Here is a 12,339-nt window from a genome sequence, read left to right as displayed (position 1 = left end):
TCTCAATCTCTCCCTTTCAATGCATATTCGAGTACAGCCATGCGGACGAAAACTCCGTTTGCCATTTGTTTAAATATCCGCGAGCGTTCGCATTCCACTAAGCAGTCCGCAATTTCAACTCCTCTATTGATTGGAGCAGGATGCATGATAATTGCCGTGTCTTTCATTTTCCGTTCCCGCTCAACGGTCAGGCCGTATAGTGCATGGTAATTTTCTTTAGAAAACAAGGCGGATACTGCATGGCGTTCGTGCTGGACGCGCAGCATCATGACCACATCCGTATCTGCGAGAAATTCATCCAGGTTTTGCGACGTCTTGTAACCGCCGCTCCATTCTTCCGGACAGACGAACGAAACTTTAGCACCCAGCTGTTCCAATGCTGCCGCATTTGATTTTGCGACCCGGCTATGGGCGATATCACCGACAATTGTTACATGGATGCCTTCAAACCGGCCGAACTCCTGGTGGATCGTATACAAGTCCAGCAATGACTGTGTCGGATGCTGACCAGAACCGTCCCCTCCATTAATAATGGCGACATTGCATCCTTTGAGCTCTTCATAATAAGCTTCTTCTTCATGGCGGATGACAACGCCGTCCACGCCGATCGATTCAAAGGTTTTGACGGTGTCATACAAAGTTTCTCCTTTTTGGACACTTGAAAATGCAGTTTCAAAAGGCAGTACTGTTAATCCCATCCGGTGTTCAGCCATTTCAAAACTCATTTTGGTCCGTGTGCTCGGCTCATAAAACAAATTGACGATGGTTCCTGCCAATGGCTGCTGCTCGCCGTTTTCGAATTCTCCTGCCCGTTTCAGCAATTTCATGATGGTTGAATTTTTCAAGTTGTTCATTGTCAGTACGTTTGGCAAGTGGATCCCTTCCTTTCATTAAGTGAAACTTTATTCAGTGGGGGTCTTCCTCCCCACTGAAGATTAGTTGATCCAACCGGATTGTTATGATCAGTTAATCTCCTACTTTAAGGAGTGGAAGTCTTATTGAGCGTTAAACAGGATAAAAAAACACCTTCCTGAAGGCAGGAAGGTGTGAGGAAATAAAGGCATAGTTCGCCTTTGCTTCAACCCTTTCCATGCCTCTCTGGACATTCATTAAAAGGTGATTATTCAGTTCCGTGATCAATTTCGTCTTTATTGCGTCCTGGCAAGATCAGATTCAGCAAAACGCCTACGATGGCTGCCAGCGCCATTCCTTCAATTGAGAACGATTCGCTAAACTGGATTTTCGCTCCGCCGATGCCGATAACCAGGATAACCGAAGAGATGACCAGGTTGCGTTTGTCTCCAAAATTGATGCGGTTGTCAACCAGCATGCGCAGGCCGGATGATGCAATGATTCCGAACAGCAGGATGGAGATGCCGCCTAAAACCGCTGTCGGTATCGTTTCGATGACTGCCATCAATTTCCCGAAAAAAGAGAACAAGATGGCAAACACTGCGGCGCCGATGATGACGTAGATGCTGAACACGCGCGTGATGGCAAGGACACCGATATTTTCGCCGTAAGTCGTTTTTGGTGGTCCACCGACAAAAGATGAAATCAATGTGCCCAAGCCGTCTCCAAGAATCGAGCGGTGAAGCCCGGGATCTTTTATGTAGTTTCGTTCAACTATTTTTCCAAGAACCAGCTGGTGGCCGATGTGTTCAGAGATGGTAACAATCGCGATTGGCACCATGACGAACAGCAGCGTTGGTGTAACCGTAAAGCTGTAGTCGATTCCTGGAATCAGAAAGTCCGGCACTTGGAACCATGTTGCTTGATCAATTGGTGCATAGTCAATAATTCCGATTGCCGCTGAGTAAAGGTACCCAGCGATGATGCCGATCAAGATTGGCATCAGAGAGATGATATTCTTAAAGTAAATATTACAGATGATGGCAGTAATCAAAGTCACAAGTGCTGCTGAGAAATGTTTCATGCTATACTGACTCACGCCGTCCACCGTTATGTTCATGGCCATGTCAACCGCAGTTCCTGACAATGCCAGCCCGATGACGATAATGACCGGCCCCACTACAATCGGCGGCAGCAGTTCCATCAACCAACGGTAACCGGTCTTCCAGATGATCAATGCAACGATGGCATAGACGAGCGACACAAACATCGCGCCGATCATTGCTGAACCGATGCCGCCGGTTTCTGTCGCAATGGTGATCGGGACGATAAAGGCGAAAGATGAACCGAGATAAGCCGGTACCTTAAACTGAGTGATGAGGATGAAAATAATAGTTGCGATCCCACTTGTGAGTAAGGCAATCGCCGGGCTCAAGCCGACCAATTTCGGTACGAGAATCGTCGCGCCGAACATGGCGAACATATGCTGGAGGCTCAATGAAATCCATTGGACCGTTTTCGGTTGATCTTGTACATCCAATACTGCTTCATTCACTGTAAGTTCTCTCCATTTCTATTCGTGTATCGCTACACGGTCGCTGCCGTCACTTTCTTCCATCTGAACCACGATGCGTTCACTGCTCGATGTCGGGATGTTCTTTCCGACAAAATCCGCCCGTATCGGCAATTCCCGGTGGCCCCGGTCAATCAGGACAGCCAGCTGAATTTGAGCCGGGCGGCCAAGATCCATGACAGCATCCATGGCAGCTCTGACCGTTCTACCTGTATACAGGACATCATCCACCAATACCACTTTTTTATTTGAAATATTATGCGAGATGTCCACTTGCTGGACAAGCGGCTCCTGATTTTTATTCTTGACACTCAAGTCATCCCGGTAAAGCGTAATGTCCAGTTCCCCGGTTAAAATCGGTTTGCCTTCAATGTGCTCTATCTTTTCAGCGAGGCGCTTCGCAATAAATGCTCCTCTAGTTTTGATGCCCACCAATATGCAATCGTCAATTCCTTTATTGCGTTCGATAATTTCATGGGCGATTCGGGTAATGGCCCGCGCTATCGCTTTTTCATCCAAAATATCTGCTTTTTCTGCCATGGACTCCACTCCTTTTCCAAATAAAAAACCTCTTGCCTGAGAGGCAAGAGGTTAGATGCGCAGAAAAATTAAGCATGGAAGACAGTCTCCCAGCCAGCGTAAATACCTTCTCGGCCTCTCTGGACCGTTTTTAAAGGTGTTGCTTATTCGATTTGTTTTTTTAAGTATAAAGAACAGGTTGCCGCTTTGTCAATCTTTCTCTCGAAGAGATTCTAAAAGCTCAGCGAATTCCACCGGCGCATCAGCCGAAAATTCAAGGTATTCACCAGATCTTGGGTGATTGAAGCCGATGACTTCAGCATGCAGTGCCTGTCCGCCAATGTCCATCGTTTTCTTCGGTCCGTACTTCGGATCGCCAACTAACGGGAAACCGATATATTTCATATGGACACGAATCTGGTGGGTACGGCCTGTCTCCAAGCGGCATTCAACCAATGTATAATTGCCAAAACGCTCCAGTACACGGAAATGCGTAATGGCGTGTTTGCCCTTGTCAATGACAGCCATTTTCTGGCGGTCTTTTACATCCCGGCCAATCGGCGCATCTATTGTGCCTTTGTCATGTGGAATATGTCCATGTACAAGCGCCATATATTTTCTGGTAACCGTCTTTTTCACCAATTGGTCAACTAAAGAAGTATGCGCCATATCATTTTTGGCGACCATTAATAGACCCGATGTATCTTTGTCGATACGGTGGACGATTCCTGGACGCGCAATGCCATTAATGCCCGATAAATCTTTGCAATGGAACATAAGTCCATTAACAAGAGTGCCTTTAGCATGTCCTGGAGCTGGGTGGACTACCATTCCTCTTGGCTTGTTCACTACTAGAACGTCTGCATCTTCATAGACGATTTCCAGGTTCAAATCTTCTGGTATTACGTCAAGTTCTTCCAAAAGCGGCGGTGACACAATGATGATGTCATCCAGACGCACTTTGTAATTTGGTTTAACTGTTTCACCGTTGACTTTCACGGCACCGTCTTTTACCCAATTGGCAATTTGCGAGCGGGACCAGTCTTCGTCGATTGACGATACGGCTTTGTCAATCCGCACGCCAGCCATTTCTTCCGTTATTTCTATTGTCAAATCTTCAATTTCCATTAAGACACCTTTTTCTTTTCTTGTTTTTCGTCAATGATGATAAATATGATCATCAGCACAACACCCACTGTCAACGCAGCATCCGCCACGTTAAAAATCGGAAAATCATAATTGATGACAGGAATCAGCACATCCACAAAGTCCACGACTTCCCCGCGTAGCATCCGGTCGATAAAATTGCCGATTGCCCCGCCGAGCAGCACCATCAAACTTAATTGGAACAGCGGTTTTCCGGTTGCGTGCTTATGAAAATACCAAACAATCCCGGCTATGACAGCCACTGTGATAATAGCGAACAGCCACATCTGTCCTTCCAGCATCCCCCAGGCAGCTCCGCGGTTCCGGTGCGAAAGCCATCCGAGATACGGGTCCATAACAGAGATCCGTTCACCCAGTTCCATATTTTTTACTACCAGCCATTTGGTCCACTGATCCAGTATAACGATCAGCAGCGCAATCCCATAATAAAGTATAAACATGTGTTTCCCCCGTCAATTCATCAGTCAGTTTATTTTACCACATACCGACTTAAAAAAGGAAACTGCCTGAAATGTCTTTCAAGTGGGAATTATAAAAAGAGATATATTAAATTTTCTCAATAAATATCGGTCTTATAAGTTGAACTAAAGAAGTCAACTTTTTACATCGTTTCGGCACATGAAAAACCTCCGCTGCGCTAGCTTCGTCGCAAAGCGTCCGCCTGACGCGAATAGAACGGATATAACATTTTCAATATAAGAAAAAGAGGCTGCCCTATTGTCATTTTTCAATAACATACAGGACAGCCTCTTTGATTGTATTATACGTATTGTTTTTCGACGACGCTTGCACAGCGCGGGCATAATGCCGGATGTGATTCGTTTTTGCCGATTTCTTCAGAGATTGTCCAGCAGCGTTCACATTTTTCGCCTGACGCTTTTTCAACCATCACTGCCACTTTGTTCAATTTCAAAGCATGTTCTGGTGCTTGTTCAACAGAACCACCGAATTCATATTGAGACACGATGAATAATTGAGACACGTTTTCGTCTACAGAAGAAAGCAAGTTATTTACTTCTTCTGTGCCATAAACAGTCACTTTCGCTTCAAGCGATTTCCCGATAGTTTTCGCTGCACGGGCTTCTTCAAGCGCTTTTAGTACATCATCACGGACGTCCATGAAGTTCGCCCATTTCACTTCAAGATCTGCAAATGCCGGGTTCATTTCACTTTCTGGGAAATCAGTTAGCTGAACGCTTTCTTCATCCACGAAACCTAGGTAGCCCCACATTTCATCAGTCGTATGCGGAATGATCGGTGTAGCTAATTTCAAGATTGCCATCAATGAATCGAACATAACGGTCTGCATAGCGCGGCGATGCGGATGATTCGCTGCTTCGATATAAACAACATCTTTTGCGACATCCAAATAGAAGGAGCTCAAATCGTTTGCGCAATATCCGTTTAATGCATGGTAAATTGATGAGAAGTCGTACGTTTCATAACCTTTGCGCGCCGTCTCAATCATTTTCTGCAATTTCATGACCATGTACTGATCCATTTCACGCATATCTTCAAATGCTACGCGGTGCTCTTTTTCATTGAAATCCGCCAAGTTGCCGTGAAGGAATTTCAAGGTGTTGCGGATTTTACGATAAACTTCAGAAACTTGCTTAAAGTTATCGTCCGACACGCGCACGTCAGCGGTATAGTCAACAGACGCTACCCATAGGCGAAGGATATCTGCACCCATCTGGTTCATGACTTTCGCGGGAACGATGACGTTACCGAGTGATTTACTCATTTTGCGGCCATTGCCGTCCAATGTGAATCCGTGGCTCAAGACACCTTTATAAGGAGCGATGCCATTGATAGCGACGCTTGTCGTCAATGAAGAGTTAAACCAGCCGCGGTATTGGTCAGAGCCTTCCAAATACAAATCCGCCGGGTACTGAAGATCTTCGCGTTCTTCGAGGACTCCTTGGTGAGACGAACCTGAATCGAACCAAACGTCCATGATGTCCGTTTCTTTGATGAAAATTCCATTCGGGCTGCTTGGATGCGTGAATCCTGGTGGCAATAGTTCTGCTGCCGTGCGTTCAAACCAAACATTTGAGCCATGTTCACGGAACAAGTCAGCGATATGGGAAATCGTTTCTTTTGTGATGATTGGATCGCCATTTTCAGCATAGAATACTGGAATTGGCACACCCCATACACGTTGACGGGAAATATTCCAGTCACCGCGGTCACGCAGCATATTGAAGAGACGTGTCTCGCCCCATGCAGGTGTAAAGCTTGTTTCGTTGATCGCTTTTAAGATCTGATCACGGAACGCCTCGATTGATACGAACCATTGAGCCGTCGCACGGTAGATAACCGGTTTTTTCGTCCGCCAGTCATGTGGATAAGAGTGTGTGATGAACTCCAGATGTTCAAGAGCACCCGCTTCGTCCAACGCTTCAGTGATGGATTTATTGGCCTTATCATAGAACTGCCCTTCGAATCCTGGAGCTTCTGCTGTCATTACGCCTTTTTCATCAACAGGGCAAAGAACGTCCAAGCCGTATTTCTTGCCGACCAAAAAGTCATCTTCCCCGTGTCCTGGAGCTGTATGGACAAATCCGGTACCGGAATCGGTCGTGACGTGTTCACCGAGCATCATCAATGACGTACGGTCATAAAGCGGGTGTTTTGTCAGGATATGCTCTAACTGTGCCCCTTTGAATTCGCGTACAACTTCATAATCTGTCCACTCAACTTCTTTTGCCACTACTTCTAATAAATCTTGTGCCACCATATACGATGAACCGTTCACAGATACTTCAACATAATTGAAATCAGCATGTGCTGTGATTCCAAGGTTCGCCGGAATTGTCCACGGAGTAGTTGTCCAGATCAGAACTTTCGTCCCTTCTGCTAAAACGCCTTTGCCGTCAACGACTTCGAACGATACATAGATAGAAGGAGATTTCTTATCCTGATACTCGATTTCCGCTTCTGCCAGTGAAGATTCACTTGACGGAGACCAGTAAACCGGTTTCAACCCTTTATAGATATAGCCCTTGTTCGCCATTTTGCCGAATACTTCAATCTGGCGGGCCTCGTAGGAAGGTTTCAAGGTCACATAAGGATTTTCCCAATCACCCCGGACACCAATCCGTTTAAATTGCTCGCGCTGGTTGTCGATTTGTTCGTATGCATATTCTTCACATAGCTTGCGGAACTCGGCAAGAGACATCTCTTTGCGGTTTACACCTTTATTCGTCAATGCTTGCTCGATTGGCAAACCATGTGTATCCCAGCCTGGCACGTAAGGTGCATGGAATCCCATCATCGAACGTGAACGGACGATCATATCTTTTAACACTTTGTTAAGGGCGTGACCCATATGCAAGTCGCCGTTGGCATAAGGAGGTCCATCGTGAAGAATGAAGAAAGGACGGCCTTTCGTACGCTCCAGCGATTTTTGGTAAATGTTCATTTCTTCCCATTTTTTCTGCATTTCCGGTTCCCGGTTCGGCAAATTGCCGCGCATCGGAAAATCTGTTTTCGGCATCAATAACGTATCTTTGTATTCCATTCTAATTCCTCCTGTAGACATAATAAAAAGCCTCCCATCCCTGGAAAGGGACGAGAAGCTAAACTCGCGGTACCACCCTTGTTGCAGCTTATTGCTGCCACTCGAACACCGTAACGTGGTGGAAACGGAATTGGATACTTAATCGGTTCACCAATTCTGCTCAAGAGTGATTTTCCTCAAAACATTCTTCACCAGGCTCCCACTGCCCCTGGCTCGCTTTGTCGAATTGTAAAGAGTACTGTCTCCGTCAACGCTTTTTAAGATATGACGTAATTATAGAAGTTAGAAGTTCATGCGTCAAGCTCAGTAAACTTCTTTCTTTTCTTCCAGTTTATCTAGATTGGTTGTATCGATATCATACTCCATCAATGTTTCCCAATCATCTGTATCGATCAAGTCCAATTGAGCTTCAACAAGCATTCTGAAACGGTTGCGGAATACTTTTGACTGCTTCTTCAACTCATCAATTTCCATTGCAATGCGGCGAGCTTTCGTCAAGGATTCATTGACAATGCGATCGGCATTTTTTTCAGCTTCCCGAATGATAAGTTTCGCTTCTTTTTGTGAATTGCGGCGAACTTCTTCTGCAGCTTCCTGCGCCACAACAATCGACTTTTGCAAAGTGGATTCAATTGTCGTAAAGTGGCCGACACGTTCGTCCGTCTGTATTAAACGATCCTCTAATTCTTTCTTTTCTTTCAACAGTATTTCGTAATCTTTGATGATTTGATCCAGGAATTCATTAACTTCGTCTTCCTGGTATCCTCTAAATCCTCTGCTAAACTCTTTATTATGTATATCCAGCGGGGATAATGGCATTTAGGGCACCTCTCCTTAATTATCTTCGTTTCTTTACATTATACAGTCCATAGCAGTAAATATCAGTAATATTTTGCATTTTTTCAAACGGCCTACTTGTTATTCTCCAATCGGCCGATCAGCAGACGGATTTTATCCTTTTTCGTACGGCCTTCGATTTCCACCATCTTTACACGTCCATACCCACGAGATGATATCATATCCGATTCATTCAATTCAAACGATGGCTGTTCCTGAACGGTCCAATTCACTTTCACTTTGCCTCCAGTAATCAAGGAAGAGGCTTTTTGGCGCGAAATATTGTAAACGGAACTAATGACGGTATCGAGGCGCAAGGAGCTGACCGTATGGCTTTCTTCTGTCCATTCTTCCGACACATTTATAAAATCGCTTTCGGAATTTACCTCTTCCAAATGCACTTTCACTTTTGCAGCTGTTATGAAATTCGCCTGCAAATAGGAACTGACTTCATCCGCTACAGCAATTTGAATTTGCTGGCCATTGATCCGGATATCGCCGAACTTGCTGCGATCCAACCCAATCGACATCATGGAACCCAATATATCCGGATGCTGGAGGGTCACAAATTTGGTGGGATACTTCAATTCATAAACAGTAATCTGAAAATCCTCTTTCTGAACTTCATAATAAGATGGATACAACAAAACACGCTGCCTTTCGGCGTCTTCAAATAATCCCGATGTGGCCATCTGGATGTCATTCGAACCCCCGATTACAGAAGTCACGATAAATCGCTGGCGGGGATCTAAAAAATCCGTCAGTTTCGGTGTATAACGGTCTTCGACATCTATCATCCAACCAGCAACTTGTTCAATGAACGGTTGCTCATCTTTTCTAAAATGCTGAAATAATGAATCCATAGGAATGGCTCCTTTGCGAAATTAAATGGGCTTCAAGCAAAAAACCTCACTTAACGTGAGGTCATTAGATGAAATAAGAAAACAGAACGACAATGCCGCGGCTCGCGAGATTCAAAGCGAAAATTGCGACGATCGGAGAAAAGTCGATCATTCCAAGTGGAGGGATAAACCTCCTGAAAATATCGAGGTAAGGATCCGTTATGCGTGAAAGCATTTGGCCGATACTTGACTCTCTCGCATTAGGCAGCCAGCTCATCAAAATGCTAGCTATTAAAATAAACGAGTAAATGTTTATAGCCATTAAGATTAAATTCAATAGGGCAATCATTGGTTGTTCATCCACCTCTTTTATTGTTCATCGTCATAATAATAGTCGGAAATTGCACCGTCTACTTCAACAGTATCCGGTACGCAAAGAAAGATGTCCGTTCCGATGCGTTGGATATCTCCTCCAAGCGCGTACACGGTTCCGCTAAGAAAATCGATGATCCGCAAGCCTTGGTCTTTTTCAATGCGCTGTAAATTAACAACAACGGCACGTTTATTTTTTAAATTCTCAGCAATATCCTGAGCTTCTGCATAAACTCTCGGTTCAGCTAAAATCATTTTTGAAGATTTGACAGCACTCTGCAGGCTGATTAAATTAGGGGCACTTGTTTCCACTGTCTTTTGTCTCCGATCCTTTGGTTGTTTACGAACCTCCGATTGAACAGTTGCTGCCTTTTCGTAGCGTGGAGCTGCTTGCTGTTTTGGCTGTTCGGCTGGCGGCTCCTCTTCTTCGAATTCTTCCAAGTAAAAGAAGTTTTTAAATTTGTTTTTAATGCTCATCACATTGCCTCACTTTCTGACCCAACTAATGCAGTTCCTATGCGCACAAAAGTTGCTCCTTCTTGCGCTGCAATTACATAATCGTTTGACATTCCCATAGAACATTCGGTACAAGGGGCATGGTTCAATCCTTCAGCAGCAATTTCAAGTTGTAGCGCTTTTAATCCTCTGAATACTTGGCGGATTTCGCTTTCGTCTGTCGTGTTTGGCGCCATCGTCATTAATCCGATTACTTGAATTTTGTCGAAGGCTTTCAGTGATTTAATAAAGTCAAGAGTCTCTTCAGCAGACAAGCCACTTTTAGATTCCTCTTTAGAAACATTTACTTGTACAAAACATTTCACTTGATGAGCAGCACGTTTTTGAATTTCTTTCGCTAAGCTCATCCGGTCTAAAGAATGCAGATAATCAATTTGATCAATAACCTCTTTGACTTTTCTAGTCTGTAAATTACCGATGTAATGCCAGTTCACATCTGCTTCAATCGACTTCCGCTTATTCAACAGACCTTCCGGACGATTTTCCCCAAGATGGCGGATTCCTGCAGCAATTGCCTCTTCCGTGCGTTCAATACTTACTTGTTTAGTGACTGCAATTATCTGTATGTCCGGCCGGATATTATTTAACTGATTCTTGATTTCTTCATACACTGGTTTAATGGCTTTCATGTATTCACAACTTTTCTATAGATGTTCAACTTATTGTACCAAGTAACAGATTTTTTATCAATAAAGCCCTATTTAGGAAAGCATTTTAGGCAACTTTGATGGCATTTTCTTGTCTTTTGGGAATCAGGGCCCTAATTCTTCTTAAGAATTGCTGAAATCTAGGATAAAGGAAAGGAAAGGAAAGGAAAGGAAAGGAAAGGAAATCGAACCGTTTCGGGAACACTCCTTTTTCAACTTATCTGCAATTTATCATAAGATCCATAAAACCTAAAATAGACAAAAAAACAGCTGCCCTCAGGCAGCTGTTTCGATTATCTTCTTTTTTGTCTGTTGCGCAAGAATGTTGGGATGTCTAATGCATCATCCGATTGTTTTTCCTGACGTACAGGCTCTTGCTGATAAGCAGGATATGTCGGTTCCTCGCGGCGCTGTTCTTCACGGCGTGCTTCACGAAGAGATGGCGGCGGAGTTTGCTGCTGGATTGACTGCACTCGGCTTGAGTTCAGACCTGATCCTCTTGGCGTTCTCGGCTGCAATAATTCTTCATTAAAGCCTGTTGCAATAACAGTTACCACAATTTCATCTTTTAAATTGTCGTTGATGACAGATCCAAAGATCATATTCACATCTTCGTCTGAAGCAGATGCTACAATATCAGCAGCTTCTTGAACTTCGTAAAGGCTTAGATTAGAACCACCTGTAATATTCATCAATACGCCTTTTGCTCCGTCAACAGAAACTTCAAGCAATGGGCTTGATACCGCTTTTTTCGCAGCTTCTGATGCACGGTTTTCGCCAGATGAAACACCGATCCCCATTAAAGCCGATCCTTTATTGGACATGATTGTTTTAACATCGGCAAAGTCAAGGTTGATAAGACCCGGTACAGCGATCAAGTCTGAAATCCCTTGAACCCCTTGGCGAAGAACATTGTCTGCTTCACGGAATGCTTCAAGCATAGGCGTGCTCTTGTCAACAATTTCAAGCAAACGATCATTTGGAATAACGATTAGCGTATCAACTGATTCTTTCATCGTGCTGATGCCGCTGATTGCTTGTGTAGCGCGTTTACGGCCTTCAAACGTGAATGGGCGAGTTACTACCCCTACAGTCAAAGCGCCAAGTTCTTTTGCGATTCCTGCGATGACAGGTGCGGCCCCTGTACCAGTTCCGCCTCCCATACCTGCAGTAACAAATACCATATCTGCTCCGCGAAGAGCTTCTTCAATCTGCTCTTTACTTTCTTCAGCAGCTTTTTTGCCGACTTCCGGATTAGCGCCTGCTCCAAGTCCACGAGTCAGTTTGCCGCCAATTTGAAGTCGGACTTCAGCTTGAGAAAGATTTAATGCTTGTGCATCTGTGTTTACAGCAATGAATTCCACGCCTTGGACACCGTGTTCGATCATACGGTTTACCGCGTTGTTTCCTCCGCCGCCAACACCGATCACTTTAATAACTGCTAGTGCATCAACTGTTGTGTCAAATTCCAACATTCTTTTTCCTCCTAAT

The 12,339-nt window shown here is 44.5% G+C and carries 12 protein-coding genes and 1 other annotated feature; all 12 genes read right to left on the bottom strand.

Features of this window, described 5'->3' with window-relative positions; translation table 11 throughout:
- Nucleotides 1–2 precede the first annotated feature (2 nt).
- On the bottom strand, nt 3–872 hold the full coding sequence (locus AC3AQ9_RS00860) for an aspartate carbamoyltransferase catalytic subunit (protein WP_488305576.1): 870 nt from the start codon (nt 870–872) through the stop codon (nt 3–5).
- A gap of 248 nt (nt 873–1,120) precedes the next feature.
- Nucleotides 1,121–2,407 (bottom strand): solute carrier family 23 protein, encoded by a 1,287-nt coding sequence (locus AC3AQ9_RS00855; RefSeq protein WP_488305575.1) that lies wholly within the window; start codon nt 2,405–2,407, stop codon nt 1,121–1,123.
- Between the two features lie 18 nt (nt 2,408–2,425).
- Nucleotides 2,426–2,965 (bottom strand): bifunctional pyr operon transcriptional regulator/uracil phosphoribosyltransferase PyrR, encoded by a 540-nt coding sequence (gene pyrR, locus AC3AQ9_RS00850; protein WP_488305574.1) that lies wholly within the window; start codon nt 2,963–2,965, stop codon nt 2,426–2,428.
- Between the two features lie 189 nt (nt 2,966–3,154).
- Nucleotides 3,155–4,066, bottom strand: a complete 912-nt coding sequence (locus tag AC3AQ9_RS00845) for an RluA family pseudouridine synthase (protein ID WP_488306792.1) — start codon at nt 4,064–4,066, stop codon at nt 3,155–3,157.
- Nucleotides 4,067–4,071: 5 nt separating this feature from the next.
- Nucleotides 4,072–4,551: a signal peptidase II gene (gene lspA / locus AC3AQ9_RS00840; RefSeq protein WP_488305573.1), complete on the bottom strand. Its 480-nt coding sequence runs from the start codon at nt 4,549–4,551 to the stop codon at nt 4,072–4,074.
- A 320-nt stretch (nt 4,552–4,871) separates the two neighbouring features.
- Nucleotides 4,872–7,634, bottom strand: coding sequence for an isoleucine--tRNA ligase (ileS, locus tag AC3AQ9_RS00835; protein WP_488305572.1), 2,763 nt, complete (start codon nt 7,632–7,634; stop codon nt 4,872–4,874).
- A gap of 43 nt (nt 7,635–7,677) precedes the next feature.
- Nucleotides 7,678–7,894: a binding site (T-box leader), on the bottom strand.
- A 43-nt stretch (nt 7,895–7,937) separates the two neighbouring features.
- Nucleotides 7,938–8,453: a DivIVA domain-containing protein gene (locus AC3AQ9_RS00830; RefSeq protein ID WP_488305571.1), complete on the bottom strand. Its 516-nt coding sequence runs from the start codon at nt 8,451–8,453 to the stop codon at nt 7,938–7,940.
- 92 nt (nt 8,454–8,545) lie between these two features.
- A complete protein-coding gene (locus tag AC3AQ9_RS00825) occupies nt 8,546–9,334 on the bottom strand; it encodes a YlmH family RNA-binding protein (protein ID WP_488305570.1) in 789 nt (262 codons plus the stop codon).
- 64 nt (nt 9,335–9,398) lie between these two features.
- Nucleotides 9,399–9,662, bottom strand: coding sequence for a YggT family protein (locus AC3AQ9_RS00820; RefSeq protein ID WP_488305569.1), 264 nt, complete (start codon nt 9,660–9,662; stop codon nt 9,399–9,401).
- Nucleotides 9,663–9,682: 20 nt separating this feature from the next.
- Nucleotides 9,683–10,162 (bottom strand): cell division protein SepF, encoded by a 480-nt coding sequence (locus AC3AQ9_RS00815; RefSeq protein WP_488305568.1) that lies wholly within the window; start codon nt 10,160–10,162, stop codon nt 9,683–9,685.
- On the bottom strand, nt 10,162–10,830 hold the full coding sequence (locus AC3AQ9_RS00810; protein ID WP_488305567.1) for a YggS family pyridoxal phosphate-dependent enzyme: 669 nt from the start codon (nt 10,828–10,830) through the stop codon (nt 10,162–10,164). Before AC3AQ9_RS00810 ends, AC3AQ9_RS00815 begins: the two co-directional genes overlap by 1 nt.
- Before the next feature lie 311 nt (nt 10,831–11,141).
- Nucleotides 11,142–12,323: a cell division protein FtsZ gene (ftsZ, locus tag AC3AQ9_RS00805; protein WP_488305566.1), complete on the bottom strand. Its 1,182-nt coding sequence runs from the start codon at nt 12,321–12,323 to the stop codon at nt 11,142–11,144.
- Nucleotides 12,324–12,339 lie beyond the last annotated feature (16 nt).

Source organism: Planococcus sp. VCh962 (assembly GCF_057748275.1).
Note: the sequence above shows the minus strand (reverse complement) of the source record. Positions and strands in the feature narration are given on the sequence as shown.

What these genes read in the sequence shown, in the direction of transcription:
- AC3AQ9_RS00815 (WP_488305568.1), bottom strand. Translation starts at nt 10,162, where the DNA reads ATGAGCATTAAAAACAAATTTAAAAACTTCTTTTACTTGGAAGAATTC.
- ftsZ (WP_488305566.1), bottom strand. Translation starts at nt 12,323, where the DNA reads ATGTTGGAATTTGACACAACAGTTGATGCACTAGCAGTTATTAAAGTG.
- ileS (WP_488305572.1), bottom strand. Translation starts at nt 7,634, where the DNA reads ATGGAATACAAAGATACGTTATTGATGCCGAAAACAGATTTTCCGATG.
- AC3AQ9_RS00825 (WP_488305570.1), bottom strand. Translation starts at nt 9,334, where the DNA reads ATGGATTCATTATTTCAGCATTTTAGAAAAGATGAGCAACCGTTCATT.
- AC3AQ9_RS00810 (WP_488305567.1), bottom strand. Translation starts at nt 10,830, where the DNA reads ATGAAAGCCATTAAACCAGTGTATGAAGAAATCAAGAATCAGTTAAAT.
- AC3AQ9_RS00830 (WP_488305571.1), bottom strand. Translation starts at nt 8,453, where the DNA reads ATGCCATTATCCCCGCTGGATATACATAATAAAGAGTTTAGCAGAGGA.
- lspA (WP_488305573.1), bottom strand. Translation starts at nt 4,551, where the DNA reads ATGTTTATACTTTATTATGGGATTGCGCTGCTGATCGTTATACTGGAT.
- pyrR (WP_488305574.1), bottom strand. Translation starts at nt 2,965, where the DNA reads ATGGCAGAAAAAGCAGATATTTTGGATGAAAAAGCGATAGCGCGGGCC.
- AC3AQ9_RS00820 (WP_488305569.1), bottom strand. Translation starts at nt 9,662, where the DNA reads ATGATTGCCCTATTGAATTTAATCTTAATGGCTATAAACATTTACTCG.